The organism is Thermostichus sp. MS-CIW-37, assembly GCF_054060065.1.
Window position 1 is genome coordinate 21,216 of the sequence record NZ_JBSSCV010000021.1, and the last position, 19,165, is coordinate 40,380.

The window sequence follows — 19,165 nt, forward strand, 5'->3', positions numbered from 1 at the left end:
CTGCTTGAGAACCTTAAAATAAACCAAAGAGCTTCCCAACCGATGGTGTCTGCTGCCGGCTTGTCCCAACGGGTCGCCCATCTATCCCCTTCCCCCACGCTATCCATTTCGGCTCTGGCTAAAGCCATGCAGGCAGAGGGGCTGGATGTGTGTAGCTTGAGCGCAGGCGAGCCGGATTTCGATACACCTGACCACATTCGGGCCGCGGCCATCCGTGCTCTGGAAGAGGGCAAAACCCGTTACGGCCCCACCGCTGGGATCCCCGCTCTTCGCCAAGCAGTGGCCGACAAGCTGCGGCAGGAAAACGGCCTGGAGTTCAGCCACGACCAAATCCTGATCAGCAACGGCGGCAAGCAAACCCTGTTTAACCTGGCCATGGTGCTGCTGGATCCCGGCGATGAAGTGATCCTGCCTGTTCCCTACTGGGTCAGCTACCCCGAAATTGCCATTTTGGCAGGGGCAAAGGTTGTGCAGGTGCAGACGGAAGAGGCCCAGGGGTTCAAGCTCACCGCCGCCCAACTGCGCCAGGCCCTCACCCCCCGCAGCAAGCTGCTGATTCTCAACTCGCCGGCCAACCCCACCGGAGCCGTTTACCACCAGCACGAGCTGGCAGCTCTGGCAGAGGTGATCCTCTCCGCCCCCCATCTGTACGTGATCTGCGACGAGATCTACGAAAAGCTGGTTTATGGACAAGCCCGCCACATCAGCCTGGGATCCCTTTGCCCTGACTTGATGCCGCGCCTGATTCTCAGCAGTGGCTTTGCCAAAGCCTACGCCATGACCGGCTGGCGGGTGGGCTACTTGGCCGGGCCCAAGCCCATCATTGAGGCGGCCATCAACCTGCAAAGCCACAGCACCTCCAATGTGTGTACCTTCGCCCAGTACGGCGCTCTGGAAGCCCTGACCAGCCCCCTATCGGCAGCGGCTGTGGAAAAAATGCGCCAAGAATTCTGGCAGCGGCGAGATCTGATGCTGGACGGGATCCGCACCTTGCCGGGGGTGACTTGCCCGGAGCCAGAAGGTGCATTTTATGTGTTTGTCAACATCGGCCAAACCGGGTTAAGTTCGGTGGAGTTTTGCCGGCAGCTGCTCAAGGAACACCACGTGGCTGCTGTGCCGGGGGTAGCCTTTGGGGCAGATTCCTACATTCGCCTTTCCTATGCTGCCGATCGCACCACCCTCGAAAAAGGGCTGCAGCGGCTGCACCGGTTTGTGTCTTCCCTGTAAACTACCCGGCTCCGACCGCTAAGCGGTACGGAGCGGGCTTTCAGTAGCCCTGAGCCTGTTCTGCTCTACCAGAGAACAAAACAAGCCCGGACCTCTAGGCTGGTTTACGACAGCCCCCAAGAGCGCAATCACATTCGCACCATTCAAATCCGCATCCCCTTCCCATCCACAATGCCCACACTTGAACGACTTGCCACTGCGGTAGGATTGCGCAGGATCGGGATGGATATGCAAACACTTGTGGCAGGTCTGCGACGTGTAAGCAGGCGGCACAAGAACCAGAGAAACCCCTGCAACCCTCGCCTTGTATTCCAGAAACTGACGTAGTTGGTAGAACGCCCAACTGTTGGCCCTGCGCCTTTCGGTTTTGCTGCGGGGTTGTTGATTGACCCTTTCCCGGATCCCTGTCAAGTCTTCCAGAGCAATAGCGCTGTTTGTGGTCTTTGCCCTAGAGACAATAGCTTTGGAGATGCGATGATTGACCCACGCCTGAAAGCGTCTCTCCTTGCCAGACAGCCGTTGCAACAGTTCTCTGCATCTGCGCCGCGAACTGCGTGTGCCCTTACTGGCTTTGCGTTGGAGTACCGCCCTCAACCGGGAGTAGCGGTCGCGGACTCTGCTCAACTGCTGTCCATTCCAGTGATCTCCTTCCGATGTATGAGCAATATCCGTCCTGCTCAAATCCACCCCGATCACCTTGTCGGTATCTTGTTGTTTAGGTGTTTTTTCCTCTACGCAAATCTGGATGTAGTAGGAGCCATCTTTGCGCTTGACCAGCGTGGCAGCTTTTGGGTTGGAACCAGCCAGCATCCCACGCTGGTAGTTGCCAATGGCCAGTTCAAAGCGTTCTCTCCCTTCCACCGTGGTCAGCGACACCGTCCAGTCTTTTTGACGGAACGAAAAGATGCGAGCGTCGTAGGTAACAAAGCCGCTCTTAAACTCCTTGACGGGACGCTTTTTCTGCTTAGCCACTTTGCGGGAACCCGCTACCCGTCTGCACACCTGTTGAGCCAAGTTACTGGACAAGCCAAACCGGGCTCGAATCTCGTAGTAGCAAAGGGATTGGAGTTTGACTGCGTTGACTACTTTTTCTGGTGTGTTTTGGTTGACCCAGTTCAATGCCTGTACAAAGGCATCCATCGTCGCGTCCAATTTGGCGGCTTGCGACGGGGACACCTTGAGCTTACAGGATATGGTCAGGACTTGGCTCATAAGTTCATTGTACTTCATCAAAGCGCATTCCTCCCGACACCGACCCTACGGGTACAGTGCGGGGCTCCTGCGATTTCTAGCTGAAAAGCCAGCCGAGCTTTTGCCCCCTGCTACTGCTTGCACCGACAATGGGGTTCGCCGCAATGGCACCCCCAATGGGCAGGGTGCCCAGTCGGATCCCCGCGAGGCTCTGGATGCACAACTGGGCCTGCAAAAGCTTACCCTCAAATGGTCTGCCGAGAGGGTGGAAAAGCTGGGATCCCTGGAAAGCGCCACCGGGCTACCGGGCGAGATTTTGCTGGAAGTCCTGCTGGATCATTGGGAACAATTGCCCAAGCCCTTGCAGCAAGATTGCCTCCTGCAAGCCCACCGCATTCGCGTCGAGCGGCTGGTGATCAGCCAAAACTTCACCATTGCCACGATTGAGCAACTGCTCTTCACGTCAGCGTTGCGCAACAACAACGAGCAGCATCTGCTTTGAGTTCTGGCTGGTTGGCCTGGGAAATTCCCCCTCAAGATCTCCGCCAGTATGCCAGACAACAGGGATCCCTGTTCCTGTGCTAGGGTCAAAATGGTTCTGTTGGCTTTTCGCGCTTTTCGGCCTGTGCTCTCTCCCCCTCGCTACCTGGCGGCAACCCAACCTCATTATTCTCAAGCGTATTTCCCACTGATTTTCTATTTTTTCCTTCTCCGTATTTCTCCCATCCTTTAGGGGACAACATCGCGGCGGAATCTTCTTTAAGGCGACCAGGTTGTAGTGGAGCGGCAACAGTTGATGAAAGAACTTGATTTGGCCAAAGCTGTAGAGCAACGGCGCACCTTTGCCATTATTTCCCATCCCGATGCGGGGAAGACCACCCTCACCGAAAAGCTGCTGTTGTACGGGGGGGCTATTCAAGAAGCGGGAGCTGTGAAGGCCCGTCGGGCGCAAAAGCGGGCCACTTCCGACTGGATGGAACTGGAAAAGCAGCGGGGTATTTCCATCACCTCTACCGTCCTGCAATTTGATTACCGCAACATTCGTCTCAATCTGCTGGATACTCCCGGCCACCAGGACTTCAGCGAAGACACCTATCGCACCCTGGCAGCGGCTGACAATGCCGTGATGCTGGAAGATGCCGGCAAAGGGTTGGAAACCCAGACCCGCAAGCTGTTTGAAGTGTGTCAGATGCGGGGGCTGCCGATTTTTACCTTTATCAACAAGATGGATCGCCCAAGTCGGGATCCCTTGGAGCTGATGGATGAAATTGAGACAGAACTGGGCCTCAAGCCCTATCCTGTCAACTGGCCAATTGGCTCAGGCGAGCGGTTTACTGCGCTATTTGACCGCCGAACTCAGGAGTTTCATTTCTTTGAGCGGGTATCTGGGGGGCGGCTAAGAGTTCAAGATACCGTCATTAAACTTGGGGATCCGCAAATTGAGGAGTTGATCGACAAGGACTTGTATTACCAATTCAAGGAAGAGCTGGAACTGCTGGATGGTCTCATGCCCACCTTGGATCTAAAACAGGTGCATTCTGGCAAACAAACCCCGGTCTTTTTCGGCAGTGCCATGACCAATTTTGGGGTGGAGCTTTTCCTCAATGCATTTTTGGAGTATTCCTTACCGCCAATGCCTCACGAGAGCACTGCTGGGCTAATCCCGCCCGAACATCCTGAGTTTACGGGCTTCGTCTTTAAACTGCAGGCCAACATGGATCCCCGCCATCGGGATCGCGTTGCTTTTGTGCGCATCTGTTCCGGCAAGTTTGAGAAGGATATGGTGGTCAACCATGCCCGCCTCAATCGTCCCATTCGCCTATCTTATCCCCAGAAGTTGTTTGCTCAAGAGCGCATCTCCATCGATGAAGCTTACCCTGGGGATGTGATCGGCCTGAATAATCCCGGCATCTTCACCATTGGGGATACCATCTACACCGGCCCGAAGCTGCGCTACGCCGGGATCCCTAGCTTTTCTCCTGAGCTGTTTGCCTACTTGAAGAATCCCAATCCTTCCAAGTTTAAGCAGTTCCAGAAAGGGGTAGCGGAACTGCGGGAAGAAGGGGCTGTACAAATCATGTACTCTATCGACGATTCCAAACGGGATCCGATTGTGGCAGCGGTGGGCCAGTTGCAGTTTGAGGTTTTGCAGTACCGCCTTGAAAGTGAATACAACGTCGAAACCCGACTGGAGATGTTGCCCTACACCCTGGCTCGCTGGGTCGAGAATGGCTGGAAGGCGCTGGAGAACATCCCCAGCTTGTTTAACACCCTCATTGTCAAAGATATTCAAGACAGGCCCGTTCTTTTGTTTAAGAATGAGTGGACTTTGCAGCAGTTTGTTGCCAGCAACCCCAAAATCAAGCTCAGCAAAATTGCCCCTATCTCGGATCTCGGCCCAGAATTGGGTGACGGCCAATAGATCAACCTAAGAGAATCTTTCTCCGGGGGGCCTCAGGTTTCGATATTCAACTGAGATGCCATCGGTCTCCACAGTAGCTGTGTTGACATTCTTGGATTTCTGAGCAAACCCTTCATGCAGATCGCAGGAATTCTCACATCTTTTTCGTGCATCTTCTAGGGCTTGAGTGAGTGAACCATGCCTTCTTTCCCCAATATGGGATCCACTTCTCCTCGCTTTAGCTCTGCCCTCAGTGCTTGTGCGCCACTTTGCGAACGCTCCTTGTGGGGACTGGATCCGCAAGCCGTTTTTTTGAATCACGGCTCCTATGGCGCGACCCCGAAAAAGGTGTTGCAGGCCCAGAGTGCATGGCGGGAACGCCTGGAGGCTCAGCCGGTGCAGTTTATGGGAGAGGAACTTCCCCGAGCTTTACGGGCGGCAGCAGCAGAACTGGCCCATTTCGTCGGGGCCGAACCCGAAAATTTGGTGTTTGTGGAAAATGCCACCAGCGGGGTCAATGCCGTTTTGCGCTCGCTGCGGTTCCGGCCAGGGGATCAGATCGCCTGCACCAACCACGGCTACGGGGCTGTTCGTCAGGCGCTACAGTATGTCTATGCCCAGTGGGGAGCCATCCCGGTTGAGGCGCAGATCCCTTTTCCCATTGCAGGGCCGGAGCAGGTTATCGCCGCCTTCGAGACTATCCTCACCCCCCAAACCCGTTTGGCGGTCTTGGATCACCTCACCTCGCCTACGGCTCTGATCTACCCCCTGCCTGAGCTGATCGGCCTCTGTCGGGAGCGCGGGATCCCAGTTTTGGTGGATGGCGCCCATGCCCCTGGGGTTCTCCCCTTGGAGTTGGAAAGGCTGGGGGCCGATTGGTACACCGGCAATGCCCACAAGTGGCTGTTTGCCCCGAAAGGCTGTGCTTTTTTGTGGGTGGCCCCCCACCGACAGGCCCAAACCCATCCTACGGTGATCTCCCACGGCTTTGGGCAAGGGTTCACAGCCGAGTTCGACTGGGTGGGCACACGGGATCCCAGCGCTTGGTTGGCCGTTTCAGCAGCCCTGGCGTTTATCCAGGAGGTGGGGCTAGACAATATCCGTCAGCACAACCACACTCTGCTGCTGCAGGCGCGGCAGTTGCTTTTGGAGACTCTTGAAGGGATCCCGCCCGCCCCTGAAGAAATGTTGGGCTTTATGGCCACCCTACCCTTGCCGCCCTTCTGGCAACAGGGGATCCCTGAGCTGCCTCTTGGGAAGCGCGCCCGTCGCCTGCACGATTACCTGTGGCACACGTACCGCATTGAGGTTCCGATCATCCCCTTCGCCGGGCAGCTTTGGGTACGCATCTCGGCTCAGGTCTACAACCATTTGGCAGAGTACGAACAGTTGGCGCTGGCCTTGCAGCGTCCGCCGCAGAGTTTTCCCGGTTGAACAGACTTCACGACATTGCAAGTATGGTTGTTTCGCCTACCGGTAACCTGCAAACTTAGAGAGGCAAAGCGCTTTCCCTTGGGTTGGGTCTGCTCGAAGAGTTCGGCTAGAGTCAGATCAGTGGCTGTATTAACGTCTCGGCGGATCCCCATGCTCTCTCTGGCTGCAACTGAACCGCATCTGAGTCCCATCGATCTGGATCGCCTGCTCACCCCTGAGATTCAGCGGCCGGCCCGCTACTTGGGCAAAGAGTTCGGTGCCGTCCACCGTCCTTGGGATTCGGCGCGGGTGCGTTGGGTGCTGAGCTATCCAGAGCTGTACGAGGTGGGAGCTTCCAACCTGGGCCACCTCATCCTCTACAACATCCTCAACGCTCAGCCGGATCAACTGTGTGACCGCACCTACTTGCCAGGCCCGGATCTGGCTGCCCGCCTGCGGCAGTTGGGGATCCCGCTGTTTGCCGTGGAGTCCCGCCGCCCTCTGCGCGCCTTTCACATCATCGGCTTCAGCCTGGCCTACGAGCTGGGGGGCACCAACATTCTGGAGATGCTGGATCTGGCCGGGATCCCGCTCAGGTGGTCGGAACGGCAACCCTTCACCCCGGAAGAGTGCCCTCTGATCTTTGCCGGTGGGCCAACCGCCACTTCCAACCCGGAGCCCTTTGCCGACTTTTTCGATTTCTTCGTCTTCGGAGATGGGGAAGAGGTGCTACCGGAGATCGGCAGGGTGTTGGCCGGATCCCTGTCCAAGCCCCGCCGAGAGGTCTTGCTGGAGCTGGCGCAGGTGCCGGGGGTGTACGTGCCCCAGTTTTACGAAGGGATCCCGCCTCGACCCATTGTGCCTGGGGTGCCGGAGCGCGTCCGCCGTCGGGTGGCCCTGCCTCAACCCCAATACTCCGTCGGCCTGGTGCCTTTGGTGGAAACCGTCCACGACCGCCTGGTGATGGAAGTGCGGCGGGGCTGCACACGGGGCTGCCGATTTTGCCAGCCGGGAATGCTTACCCGCCCAGCGCGGGATGTGGATCCGGAAGCAGTGGTGGAGGCTGTGGTGCAGGGCTTGCGGAGAACAGGTTACAACGAATTTTCCCTCTCTTCTCTCAGTTGCTCCGACTACCTTTCCCTGCCGGCGGTGGGAGCGGAGCTGCACAACCGTCTCCTCAGAGAACACATTGCCCTTTCCCTGCCCAGCCAGCGGGTGGATCGCTTTGATGAGCAAATTGCCGCCATCATGAAGGGATCCCGCCGCTCCGGCCTCACCTTTGCCCCCGAAGCTGGCACCCAAAGGCTGCGGGACATCATCAACAAGGGCCTTACTGATGCCGACTTGATTCGCGGCATTCGCACCGCCGTCCAAGAGGGCTGGGACAAAATCAAGCTCTACTTCATGATTGGGCTGCCCGGCGAGACCGACGCCGATGTCCTGGGGATCGCCCGCACCGTCCAGATGCTGCAGCGAGAATGCGCTGCGGTAGGCCGCAAGCGGGTGGAGTTTACCCTCACCCTCTCCAACTTCACCCCCAAGCCCCACACCCCCTTCCAGTGGCACCGGGTAGACTATGCCGACGTGCAGCGGAAGCAGGCCCTGCTGCAGAAGGAGCTGCGCCGGCTACGGGGAGTCAAGGCCCACTTCACCGATATCCGCTTCAGCATCCTGGAAGACTTCATCGGCAAAGGGGATCGTTCCCTAGGCCGCATGATCGAGCGGGCTTGGCGGGCCGGTGCCGGCATGGATGCCTGGTGGGAAAGCATCGACACCGCCTATGCTGCCTGGGTGAGGGCCTACTGCGGCGAAGAGGTGGATCCTGCCGCCGATCCGGTCGCCCTCTGCGCCCATCTCCCCATCCGGGAATTGGGCCTGGAGGATCCCTTGCCCTGGGATCACATCGATACCGGCATTGACAAGAAATGGCTGCAAAAAGACTACCGCCGCGCCCTGGAAGCCCTCACCGTGGAAGACTGCTCCTTCGAGGGCTGCTCCGCCTGCGGCATCTGCGGCCCCGGCTTCGGCCACAACATCGTCATTCCCCCTCCGCCCGTCCCGCCCCTGCAGAGCAAACCCACCCCCACCCCGGATCCCCTGGAGCCGGAGCCACCTGCCCAGCGTTTCCGCATCACCTACGGCAAAACCGGGGATCTGCGCTGGCTGGGCCACCTGGATCTCATGCGCCTGTGGGAACGGGCCTGTCGGCGAGCGGGGTTACCTCTGGCCTTCAGCGGCGGCTACCACCCCATGCCCCGCCTGGCCAACGCCAACGCTCTGCCCATTGGCCAGGAAGGCTATGGCGAAATCCTGGATCTGGAGCTGCTGGATCGGCCTGAAGGTCCTCTGACGCCTGAGAAACTGCGCGCCCTTCTGAGCGAACAGCTGCCCCCGGAGATCCCCATCCAAGCCGTCCAAGAAATTAGCCTTCGGGATCCCTCGGCCACCGCAGCCGTTTACGCCGCCGAATATCAGCTTACGGTGAGCTGCGAGTTGCCCAAAGCCATTTGCGTCAGCGGGATGGAGTCCTCTTGGCCCGCCTGGGTTACCCAGATTCTGGATGCGCAGGAAATCTGGATTGAAAAAACCTCCAAGTCTGGCAAGTCCTCTCCCTTCAATGCCCGCGCCCTGCTGTACTACCTAGAGTTTCAGGGCTTGACCCCTGAGGGCAGTGCCCGCCTCCTTTACCGGGGCAGTTGCCGCAACGACGGCGCCTACCTGAGGCCCACCCATCTGGTTCAAATGGCCGAGTCATTGGGGTTGCCCCGCTGGACATTGCAGACGGCAAAGCGGCTGCGTCTGTTGTGGGAGAACCCCCTCTCCGATCAAGATTGAGGACTTCCCACGAGAGCGGCTAAACCCAAGGGATCCGATGGCCAAGCGGCCATCTAGGCTGAAGGATCCCACAAGCGCTATAATGCTGCTATTGCTGGCTCCTGTCGCTGTGGGGCTCGCCAGGCATCAACTTGACCAAAGGCGGGGTGAGCAGCAGGCAAAAGCTGGGCCGGATTTTGGAATGGAGACACTCTTAACTCAGTACCCAGGGCAGGTAACAGGCGTGATGGGGTCGAGTCGATAGGCGCAACAAAAAGGTGTGCTCCTTCGACCTAGCCCAGATCTCAATCTTACCCTGAGAAGGTGCTTCTTTCCCCGTGCAAACCCTGCCTTGTTGTGGACTCGGGCTAGGCCGCACAACTGGGGTTCTGCGATGGGCCAGCCTCCAATCTCCCGGAGCGGAGCCGTCTTGCTTTCTGAGCCTATTCAATAATCTCCATGCAAACCTCACCCCATCCATTCATCTCATCCGATGAGCTTTTATCCCCACAGCAGAAGCCCCCTGCTGTACCCACCAAGGCCAGCATTGGGCAGTTTACATAACTCGCCTCACCCATTGGAGAGCAAACAAAGCCAAGCGTCAAAGCAGAGCTGAGGGTAATGGACACCCCCATGATGAGTCAATCCTGGTCAAAGAAACTTAAGCGGATCCCGGCAAAAGAACAACACCTCGCCAGAACGAGGGTTCAATCCGTAACCGCGTGCCCTTGGGCCGGGGAGGGAAGTTAATGCCCAGGCAGATTGTCATTGCCGAGCAACATCGCGTGGCAGCCGTCTTCGCCGAAGATCAAGTGCAGGAGCTGATCGTCGCCAGCGGCGCTCACCAAGTGGGAGACGTTTACGTCGGAATCATCGAGAACGTTCTGCCCAGCATCGATGCCGCTTTCGTCAACATCGGCCCTGCAGAGCGCAATGGGTTTATCCACGTCAGCGACCTGGGCCCGCTGCGCCTCAAGCGAAGTCATGCCTCGATTTCTGAGCTGGTCTTGCCGCAGCAAAAGGTGCTGGTACAGGTGATGAAAGAGCCCACCGGCAACAAAGGGCCAAGGCTTACCGGAGATTTGGCCTTTCCAGGGCGGTATTTGGTGTTGCGACCCTACGGAAAAGGCGTTCATCTGTCCCGCCGCATCGAGGATCGAGAAGAACGCAACCGTTTGAAGTCGCTGGCCATTTTGATTAAACCCCCGCAGATGGGCCTGTTGGTGCGCACCGAAGCGGAAGGTGTGTCCGAAGAAGCGATGATCGACGACCTGGAGCAATTGAAGAAACTCTGGGAAGATATTCAACAGCAGTATCAGGCAGCACGGGGGCCGGGGCTACTCAACCGGGATGACGACTTTATTCAGCGGGTGCTGCGGGATGTTTACTCCGACGATGTGAACCGTATTGTGACCGACTCTGCGGCAGGAGCGAAGCGAGTCCGTAGCTATCTGCAGGGCTGGAACAAGGGCCAAATGCCCCCTGGTGTCGTTGTCGATGCCCACCGCGAGCCCACCCCCATTCTGGAGTATTTTCGGGTCAACGCGGTTATTCGGCAGGCGCTGCGGCCACGGGTGGATCTGCCCTCTGGCGGCTACATCATCATCGAGCCCACCGAGGCCCTGACGGTGATCGATGTCAACTCGGGCTCCTTCACTCAATCGGCCACTTCTCGGGAGACAGTGCTGTGGACAAACTGTGAGGCGGCTACCGAGATTGCCCGCCAATTGAGGCTGCGCAATATTGCCGGTGTGATCGTGGTGGATTTTATCGATATGGATTCCCGCCGCGACCAGTTGCTGGTTCTGGAGCATTTTAATAAGGCTCTCTCCAGCGACAAAGCCCGCCCACAGGTGGTCCAACTGTCGGAATTGGGGCTGGTGGAGCTCACCCGCAAACGGCAGGGGCAAAGCCTTTACGAGATCTTCGGCTATTCTTGCCCCACCTGTGAGGGGCTGGGGATCCTGGCCCGCTTGCCGGGGGCCGAGCCGGGACATCTCTTGACGATAGAAAGCGGCCTGACGGTAACGCTGCCCACCGAGGTGGAAGAAGGGGATGAGGAAGACGCCGGCCCGATCCTGCCCCGCGATGGCAACTCCCAACGGGCGCGCCTGCGAGTGGGAAGCGATGGGCTGTCTCGAGGCGATAGCCGTGCGCTGCTGCGGCGGTCGCGATCTGCCCCCGGACAACGACGCCCCAGCCCGGATCCCTTTTCGCCCTTTGCCACCCCGGTCGATCTGGAAGAGGAGCCACGGGTTGAAACAGGACGCAAGCGTCCCCGAGAAGACTGGGGGGATCCCCGCACCGGCCAGCGCCTCGTTACGCGGAGCCCAGATACTCCTGCAGACGAGGAAACCCCGGAGCCGCTTGGGGACGATCTCTTGCAACCGGCAGGGGGCGGAGCAGACCCAAAGCGTCGAGAGCCCCGCCGTTCTGGCCGTGGGGAAGAGGCAGAATCCACCGCACGCAAAGACCACGCTCCCCCAGCCCGCACCGTTCGCGCCAGCGGGACGGAGTCCTCAGAAGGCCGTCCGGCCCCGGTACGGCAAACGGTCACCGTGGAGATGACCCCGCTGCAACAACGGGTCTACTCGGAGCTGGGGCTGTCGCCGCTGTTGCTCCTTGACCAGCCGCCGCCTTGGGGCCGAGACACGGCGGTTAGGGTGGTTCTGCCGGGAACCCTAGAGGCGGAAAGTCCGCCCAGGATGGAGACTGAGGCAACTTCTCAGACAGAGGAGTTTACACCCGAACCGGATGCCTTGCAGGAGAAGGAGCCGCTGGATACCGTTTCTCCACCCGAACCCTCGGAACCCGAAATCTCCTCTGCTGAATCGTTCCCGTCAGCCGTGCAGAGCAGCTTGGCCGAGCCAGCCGCGGAACTGGGGATTAGCCCTGCCCAGCAATCTCCGGCAGCCTCTAGGCGACGGCGCTCCCGCAGCAGTTAGCCGCCGCTCCCAAGCTCAGGGGCAGGCATGGGGATATGGCAATGCGAACAAAGCCCAGTTTGGTTTGGGAGGGATCCCTTTGGCAGCAGGGGATCCTGCGGGTGGCGGGGGTGGATGAGGTGGGGCGGGGGGCCCTGGCCGGGCCGGTAGTGGCAGCGGCGGTGATTTTGCCCGCCCAGATGGATCCCAAAGAACTGGAGGGAGTGAGGGATTCCAAACAACTGCGTCCGCAGCAACGCGCTCAATGGGCGGAACGGATTCGGCAGGTGGCCCTGGCCGTGGGTATTGGCAGTGCCTCTGCTGCTGAGATCGACCGGCTCAACATTCGACGGGCCACGGTGCTGGCCATGCAGCGGGCTTTGGCCGAGTTAGATCCCATCGACCACATTTTGGTGGATGGATTGCCGCTGGCCGAGCTGGGATCCCGGCAAACAGCCCTGGTCAAGGGGGATCACATCAGCCTCTCCATTGCCGCTGCTTCAGTTGTGGCCAAAGTCTGGCGAGATGCCTTGATGCAGAGCTGGGATCGGCAGTACCCCGGCTACGGCTGGCGCACCAACGCTGGCTATGGCACGCGGGAGCACCGACTGGCGTTGCAGAACTTGGGGCCCACCCCGCAGCACCGCCGCAGCTTTGCCCCCTTGGCAGAACTGAAAGTCAGCAGATATGATGGTTAATGCAGTTGCATTGCCCACGTAGCTCAGTGGACTAGAGCACTGGGTTCCGGTCCCAGGTGTCGGAGGTTCGAATCCTTTCGTGGGCGTCTTCAGGCATATAAGCTCAGCCATATAAGTGGGCAACATACTCTCCGTACCCGTTGTAGGGCAAGGTGGGAACGATTTGCCACTGGGAACGGGATCCGAAACCGATCAAGACTTCCTGCTCCTGTGACCAGCGGGGGTGGGGCACCCTAGGATCCACATTGGCCTCAAATCCATACTCCTCAGGGGCGAGGGTATTCCAAAACGTAGAGGGTTGATGATCCAAAAGCTCGATTTTGACGATGGATTTTCCCCCCTTAAAGCCATACTTCCAGGGAACTACCATGCGAATTGGCGCTCCGTGCTGTTTGGGCAACGGCTTGCCATAAACGCCGAGGGCAAAAAAGGCCAACTCGTTGGCCATTTCCTCGATCCGCAACCCTTCCGTGTAGGGCCAAGGCAAGTTGGGGGGCCAGATTGGGCCAGGCATAATTTCCGGATCGTAAAAGGAAGTGAAGCGGACAAATCGAGCCGTCGGCAAAGGATCCACCCGTTCCAGCAACAGCCGCATCGGAAAGCCCAACCACGGCACCACCATCGCCCAGGCTTCCACACAGCGAAAGCGATAGATGCGCTCTTCGAGGGGGAAGTTAAACAGATCTTCCAGGCCCAACCGCTGAGGATGCCGCACCAGCCCGCCAATCTCGACAGTCCAGGGATCCGTGGGCAAAGCCTGTGCAGCCCGCCAGACGCGCTTTCCGGAGCCAAACTCGTAAAAGTTGTTGTAACGAGCAGCTACAATCTCCTCGGTGACGGGCCTGCCCACATCCGAAAAGTGGGGGTTGAGTGGGATCCCCCTCAGCTCTCGTTCTACCGAGGGAGCAGCTCCCCTGCTGCCAAACCCAAAAATAGAAAAACTGGCTCCCACCCCAACGGATCCCAGTTGCGCTAGAAATTGCCGCCGGCTGAAAAACATCTCTTCTGGAGTGACCTGTGCCTCTCGTTGCCAGGGGTGAGGAACTCGGATCCCGAACATCCATCAGCCATCCTTTGATTCAGAGTCAGGGAAAAAGTCTGCCGCCCGAACTACTACATCCTAAATGAATTACTACATCCTAAACGGATCTAAGCCGACATTCCCCGAGCTCGTTTCCAGCGCTGCCCCATGTGTAGTCATTTCAAATGTAGTCATTTCAAACAGCAATGAAACGATTTGTTATGTCTGTCCCTGGCTCCCCTCTCCTTTTGAGAGAGGGGTTGGGGGTGAGGGAAACCCTGCAGGCTGGGATGATCGGTGACGAAATCACGGTATAGCCGTGTTGGCTGAGTCCGTGCTGCTGGAAAAAAGTGTGGGGATCAGCTAAGGACTTGAGCTGGGCTCCGGCAAAACGTAGATGGACTCCACTTGCCGCCCTGCCGATGGCACTGCCTGGATGGTGCCCTTGTCGATGTGGTAGATGACCTTCTCTGCTTGCAACTGATTTTCCCCTTGGTTGATGATGACTTGGCCCTCCAGCTCAATGCGTTGCTCCTGGCTGTAGTAAACAGCTCTTTGGGCACGGGCCGTCAGCCGCTCGGCAGGAAAACTGAGGGTGACATTGCCGATGGCCGTAAAAACTCCTGTGTTGGCGTTGGCCTCCTGAACATCAGCGCTGATGCTGATGGCACGGGGATTCTGACCCCAGGCCGGGATCCCAAGGGCCAGCACCACACCCACAGCCCAGCCCAGTGTCTTCAGCCGCTTCCAACTCTTGCGGTCAAGCGTTATCTCCAAAGTCATGCCCCATCACCCCGTCAAACCACCCCAGCAGCCAGTCTAGCTTCTCAATCCTGGTCATAATGGCGGGGCAGCCTACTGATCCGTTCCCTTTCTCCCCTGGGGTAGAGCTTGGGCAAGCTGTCTTTCCAATTCGGCAACCCGCTGCATGAGCTGTCGGTTGGCTTCCAGCAGCTCCCGCGCCTGGCTGTTGAGGTAGGGATCCGACTCCCACCAATTGATGCCGATCTCCTTGGCCTTATCCACCGAAGAAATCAGCAGGCGAATGCGCACATTCAGCAACTCCACATTGCCCACCGAAACGGTGATGTCTCCGGCGATCACAATGCCCTTGTCCAGCACCCGCTCCAGCACATCGGCCAGCGAGGAGCCATGAGTAGCCGTGGTCAAGGGTTGAGAGCTAATCGGCACAGGGTTAATCGACCTCCAAAGTGTACCAACAGGCAAAAGACTCAGCCAGGCAGTTGGTCTAGCAGATAATTCAGCAGCTGGGATCCCTCTTCATAGCGCTTGCCGGCTCGCGGCAACAGCACATCCGCACACAAAGCGCGAAAATCGGCATTCTCTTTGCTAACTGCCAGCTCATGTTCCTTGACAATGCGCCCGATCATCAGACAACTGCGCAGGCTGGGGTGGCGCGTCAGATCCAGCTTACGGCGAAAAGCCCGCACAATGTGGACGATCTTGAGTGCATCGGGGCCGGATAAGCCTATTCGCGAGGTGAGGATTTCTTTTTCGGTCTCGATGTCCGGTTCCCCCATATCGATGGTGATCATCCGATCCAGCAGCGCATCTTGGGCCCTGTGAACCCCGGTATATTCCTCCGGGTTAGAGGTAAAAATGGCCCGGAACTGGGGATGCACCCGCAGATATTCCGAGCGGTTGCTGTCCGGCGGCAACACCAGCAGCCTCTCCTCCAAGGCACTCAGGAGAGCATTGTTGGCCTCAGGGCGGGAGCGATTGAACTCGTCGTAGATGAGGGTAAACCCCTCTCGGCAAGCCAAGGTAAGGCGGGCATCCACCCAGCGCTGCTGCACATCCTCCTCCGTCTTCACCACCGAGTGAATGAAGTTGTCCACCACCCGCCGATGGGTAAAACCGGTGCGCCCCCCGATGAGGTCGGAAGAATCGAAGCGGTCATCCCCATAGATCAGCATGATGGGGCGGCCCAGCAGGCTGGCCAGATGCATCGCCAAAGTGGTTTTGCCCGTACCCGAAGGCCCCCGCAAATGCACCGCAAAGCCCGATTGCAAATAGCGCAAAGCGCGGCGGGTAATCCGCTCAATGTAGGGGGTGTTCACGAACTGGCGGGGACGCGCCTGCAGAACCGTGGCCATGGAGATACTCAACCTCTTTGCTGCCCTAGACTCCTTTGCCTTGACTATAGCCCGGATGTTCTTCCTGCGCTCGGCACAACTAAACTGCGACCGCCCCCGACACCATGCGCCGCAGCGTAGCCAAGATTTCCGAGGGATCCAACCCCAGATCCACCGCGCCGCGGGCCAACAAATCCCGCACCCGTTCCCGATCCCCAATTACCTGCAGCAGGGTCAAGTTGGGATCCTGCGCTTGTAGATCACTCACATACTTGTTGACATAGTCAAGGATGGGATCCACCTGTTTCTCAACAGTAGGCGGAACTTCAGGGGGTTCAGGCGTTATTAAACCCTCCGAGGGCTGGGGCTGGGGAACAGAGACGGGAGCAGGCGGCTCCACCGGGGCTTGGTCTTCGGCTACAGGCGTTGAGTCGGAAGCAGTCTCACCGGCAGTCGCAACGGCACTGTTAGAGCTTGCACTGGAAGTGGAGACTTCAGGTTCTGGGATGAGGTCAGGGATCCCATTGCCCCACACCTGCTTATGCAACTCCGCCCGGAAAGTGGCCAGGGATCCCCGCAGGGCCTGGGCCTGGGCTTGCTGTTCCTGAGCCATCTGAGCCAGCTCCTGTCGAGCCATTTGCCGGAGAGCCTGTACCCACTGCCGCAAATCGGCGCAAAAAGACTGCCGCGCTTGCTGAGTTTTGTCGGCCATCGCCTGCCGAGCCTGCGTATAGGTGCTCAGCAAATGCTCCACAGCCGCAGTCAAGTTAGCCCGGAAAGCCTGCAATTGCTGCCGGCTGACTTCCAATTGAGCAGCTCGTTCCTGCTCCAGGCGAGCCAGACTCTTTGCCACCGACTTGGCCCGCTGAGCCGCCGCTTCCGAACGGGAGCATTCGTCCAGGGATCGCCTCACAGCCCGCTCCTGCCTCAGTTTCTGCAATTGGCTGCGGGTTTGCTCCGTCTGGTGCCGTAGTGCTTCTTGTCGTTGCTGGCGGCGCTGCCCCAGCTCAACCATCAGGGCTTGGTGCTGCTCTAGGCGCTGCTGCCGGGATCGGCTTAACAAACTTCGATTCTGAGCCACCCGCTGGCTGCGGGCCATGGCCCATTGTTCCTGCAAACTCATGATCTCCAATCCCTCACGTCGTTTTCAATGCTTGGGTGGATACAGCTTCTCTGCCTGTTCCCAACTCGATGGCACTGCCAACCTGTAGCTCAGTGCGGCTGCAAGACTCAATCCTCGAACAAAACCCGCAGAAGCAAGGCAGAGACCGGCGGTGGATCCCTGCCTCGCTTTCCGACGGCTAGCTTCCTACGCCTCCGCCCAGAGAGCATAACTCATCCAACCATTGCGATGCTCAAGGCGAGAGGGTTGTGGGCACTTTCCTTGGTTGATTGATTTTGGTTAGGCAGATTTAGACGGCAGGAGCAGCAGCAGTAGCCGTCAGACCCACAGCCTCAGCGTACTTCAGGTAGGTTTCCACAGAAGCCACAACGACGCGGGCTTCAATGGCCAACAGCTCGATCCCAACCAAAGAAACCCGCACCCAGGCATCGACCACGATACCTTTATCCAAGATGCGATCGATCACTTCGGCCAAGCTGGACGAGGAGTTCACTTTCTCAACTGCCATAACGATCTCTCCTGCACTGATACTGCTGATACTGATGAGGGTTGAAAAGGACAGACAACTCGGCGGCAAAATGGCATGTAGAAGGGATCCCAGCTGAGGATTCACCTTCCCTAGGGCGACAGCCGCACCCTCTATCACCTTAGCCCTATTGTGCTGGCTTTTTTCGGGGAGAACACCCGTAGATTCGCTTAAAAAAGACGGCGAACTCGAAAGGTTTACCGCTTTTCTAAGCGCCATCCCCCCTACATAGTACTCGCCAGCAGAAAAAATGGGCAAAGATGAGGGCGAGTTTTGAGCCCAAGTTGTGGAAGTGTGGTGGAGGGGCAGTGGGAAGCGGCAGGGATCCCCTATACTGGGGGCAGTGGGCTTGCTGACATACCGTTTCTCGCTGGCTGATAGGGCTGTCGTGACCGATTTCAACACCGGGATCCCGAGCGTGCGTCGCCTGCAGAAGGTCATCAAGGATCGGGAAACCCTCGAGGTCAAACTCAATACCGGAGATGTCTTCGTCGGCCAGTTGCGCTGGCAGGATCCCGATTGCCTCTGTTTAGCCGATGCCGAGGGGCGGGAGTCGCTGCTGTGGCGCTCGGCCATTGCTTTTGTCAAGGTCAGGCCCCGATCTCAGTAGTGCTCCAGATCCCTCTACGGCTCTTCTTCCCCATTCTTGAACAAATCTTTACAACTCTTTTCTTTATAACAACTCAAGACTTTTCTGCCTCGCTTTGAGGGTGGTCGTCTCTAGGTCTCTAGGTAAACATGCCAGTTAAGAAGGGTATGATAAGGAGTGTTAAAAAACGTGCTCTCTCCTCACCCAACCATGACGACCTCCCCCATTGAGATACCTCTTCAGCCTGCCGCCCAACGGCATAACCACTACAGCCGCGAAGACTTTTTTCGCTTTGACCTCTCCCAGGGATCCCTTGTGGACTGGACGGGCGCCCGCAATGTCTTGGTGAGCGAAGACTTTATCCTGGGTTTACAGCAGGGCCTGGAGGAAGAAGTGGGAGATGCCTCGGCTTCTCTGATGTACACCATTGGCCGAGAGTGGGGACGCAACGATGCCCTCCATTTTTCCCGCTGGTTTGAGGAGGAATATCGGCGCCACCCCAAGCAGAGTAATCTCATGTTTCTCTTGGAAACCTGGTGGTGGCCTCTGACCTCCCAAGGATGGGGGCGCTGGGAGGTGGAGACCGAGAGTCGGCGGCAAGGGTTTATTTTCATCAACCTCTTTGACTCCGCCGTGGCCCGCACCCTGGGGGATGTGGGCAAACCTGTCTGTCATCTTTACGCCGGATTATTTGCCGGCTTTTTTAGCACCATGGTGGAACGGCAGCTCAACTGCATCGAGATCCAGTGCTACTCCATGGGAGAAAGCTACTGCAAGTTTTTGCTCGGCAGCAAAGATCGCATTGATGCGGCTGCCTTCTGGCTAAACGAAGGGGCCAGTGCCAGCGAAATTGCCCAAAAATTGCGTTCAGGCCAGGGAGTAGCCAAGGCATGACCTGGAAGATTGCTTTAGAAGATTCGGTGCAGAGCTTTTTTGCCCGTCTAAATTGGGATAACCGCCCCCTACAGATGCGCTCTCTGCCAATGCCTTTTCTGCAAGTGCGGGAGCATTTTGGTTCCATCCCCTGGGCGGGGGATCCCCTGAGTTTGGCCGCGCATTCTCTGGGATCCCTGTCGGCAGCACCAGAACCCGAGCCGGCAGAAGAACAGATCACCTTGGCAGATCTGTTCAGCTTGTTTTGA

The 19,165-nt window shown here is 58.1% G+C and carries 17 protein-coding genes and 1 tRNA gene; 11 read left to right on the forward strand and 7 right to left on the reverse strand.

Features of this window, described 5'->3' with window-relative positions:
- The first annotated feature begins 42 nt into the window (after positions 1-42).
- On the forward strand, positions 43-1,227 hold the full coding sequence (locus tag ACVWYZ_RS10170; RefSeq protein WP_414399639.1) for a pyridoxal phosphate-dependent aminotransferase: 1,185 nt from the start codon (positions 43-45) through the stop codon (positions 1,225-1,227).
- 18 nt (positions 1,228-1,245) lie between these two features.
- Here the strand turns inward: ACVWYZ_RS10170 and ACVWYZ_RS10175 are convergent, their stop codons facing one another.
- Entirely contained in the window at positions 1,246-2,439 is a 1,194-nt protein-coding gene (locus ACVWYZ_RS10175) for an RNA-guided endonuclease InsQ/TnpB family protein (RefSeq protein WP_457466969.1), read from the reverse strand.
- A gap of 100 nt (positions 2,440-2,539) precedes the next feature.
- Between ACVWYZ_RS10175 and ACVWYZ_RS10180 the strand changes: the two genes are divergently transcribed.
- From ACVWYZ_RS10180 to ACVWYZ_RS10210, 7 genes are all read left to right on the forward strand, one after another.
- The gene (locus ACVWYZ_RS10180; protein WP_457466970.1) at positions 2,540-2,920 is read left to right on the forward strand and encodes a hypothetical protein; all 381 of its coding nucleotides are present in this window, start codon (positions 2,540-2,542) and stop codon (positions 2,918-2,920) included.
- A gap of 294 nt (positions 2,921-3,214) precedes the next feature.
- A complete protein-coding gene (locus ACVWYZ_RS10185; RefSeq protein WP_457466971.1) occupies positions 3,215-4,840 on the forward strand; it encodes a peptide chain release factor 3 in 1,626 nt (541 codons plus the stop codon).
- Between the two features lie 261 nt (positions 4,841-5,101).
- Positions 5,102-6,253 (forward strand): aminotransferase class V-fold PLP-dependent enzyme, encoded by a 1,152-nt coding sequence (locus ACVWYZ_RS10190; RefSeq protein WP_457466992.1) that lies wholly within the window; start codon positions 5,102-5,104, stop codon positions 6,251-6,253.
- Positions 6,254-6,403: 150 nt separating this feature from the next.
- Positions 6,404-9,067: a TIGR03960 family B12-binding radical SAM protein gene (locus ACVWYZ_RS10195; protein ID WP_457466972.1), complete on the forward strand. Its 2,664-nt coding sequence runs from the start codon at positions 6,404-6,406 to the stop codon at positions 9,065-9,067.
- 728 nt (positions 9,068-9,795) lie between these two features.
- Positions 9,796-11,991, forward strand: a complete 2,196-nt coding sequence (locus ACVWYZ_RS10200) for an Rne/Rng family ribonuclease (protein ID WP_457466973.1) — start codon at positions 9,796-9,798, stop codon at positions 11,989-11,991.
- A gap of 35 nt (positions 11,992-12,026) precedes the next feature.
- Positions 12,027-12,668, forward strand: a complete 642-nt coding sequence (locus tag ACVWYZ_RS10205) for a ribonuclease HII (protein ID WP_457466974.1) — start codon at positions 12,027-12,029, stop codon at positions 12,666-12,668.
- A gap of 12 nt (positions 12,669-12,680) precedes the next feature.
- Positions 12,681-12,754: transfer RNA gene (locus ACVWYZ_RS10210), tRNA-Arg, on the forward strand.
- A 17-nt stretch (positions 12,755-12,771) separates the two neighbouring features.
- Here the strand turns inward: ACVWYZ_RS10210 and msrP are convergent.
- From msrP to gvpA, 6 genes are all read right to left on the reverse strand, one after another.
- Positions 12,772-13,728: a protein-methionine-sulfoxide reductase catalytic subunit MsrP gene (gene msrP / locus ACVWYZ_RS10215; RefSeq protein ID WP_457466975.1), complete on the reverse strand. Its 957-nt coding sequence runs from the start codon at positions 13,726-13,728 to the stop codon at positions 12,772-12,774.
- Between the two features lie 324 nt (positions 13,729-14,052).
- On the reverse strand, positions 14,053-14,472 hold the full coding sequence (locus ACVWYZ_RS10220; RefSeq protein WP_414408152.1) for an LptA/OstA family protein: 420 nt from the start codon (positions 14,470-14,472) through the stop codon (positions 14,053-14,055).
- Between the two features lie 72 nt (positions 14,473-14,544).
- A complete protein-coding gene (locus ACVWYZ_RS10225; protein WP_414408153.1) occupies positions 14,545-14,880 on the reverse strand; it encodes a gas vesicle protein in 336 nt (111 codons plus the stop codon).
- Positions 14,881-14,921: 41 nt separating this feature from the next.
- A complete protein-coding gene (gene gvpN, locus ACVWYZ_RS10230) occupies positions 14,922-15,806 on the reverse strand; it encodes a gas vesicle protein GvpN (protein WP_011433426.1) in 885 nt (294 codons plus the stop codon).
- Positions 15,807-15,885: 79 nt separating this feature from the next.
- Positions 15,886-16,908: a gas vesicle protein GvpC gene (gene gvpC / locus ACVWYZ_RS10235; RefSeq protein WP_457466976.1), complete on the reverse strand. Its 1,023-nt coding sequence runs from the start codon at positions 16,906-16,908 to the stop codon at positions 15,886-15,888.
- A gap of 289 nt (positions 16,909-17,197) precedes the next feature.
- Positions 17,198-17,416 (reverse strand): gas vesicle structural protein GvpA, encoded by a 219-nt coding sequence (gvpA, locus tag ACVWYZ_RS10240; RefSeq protein WP_011429717.1) that lies wholly within the window; start codon positions 17,414-17,416, stop codon positions 17,198-17,200.
- A gap of 304 nt (positions 17,417-17,720) precedes the next feature.
- Between gvpA and ACVWYZ_RS10245 the strand changes: the two genes are divergently transcribed.
- From ACVWYZ_RS10245 to ACVWYZ_RS10255, 3 genes are all read left to right on the forward strand, one after another.
- On the forward strand, positions 17,721-18,044 hold the full coding sequence (locus ACVWYZ_RS10245; RefSeq protein WP_457439358.1) for an Hfq-related RNA-binding protein: 324 nt from the start codon (positions 17,721-17,723) through the stop codon (positions 18,042-18,044).
- 189 nt (positions 18,045-18,233) lie between these two features.
- Positions 18,234-18,917, forward strand: a complete 684-nt coding sequence (locus ACVWYZ_RS10250) for a V4R domain-containing protein (RefSeq protein WP_457466977.1) — start codon at positions 18,234-18,236, stop codon at positions 18,915-18,917.
- Positions 18,914-19,165, forward strand: a complete 252-nt coding sequence (locus ACVWYZ_RS10255) for a hypothetical protein (protein WP_414399553.1) — start codon at positions 18,914-18,916, stop codon at positions 19,163-19,165. The genes ACVWYZ_RS10250 and ACVWYZ_RS10255 overlap by 4 nt, the downstream gene beginning before the upstream one ends.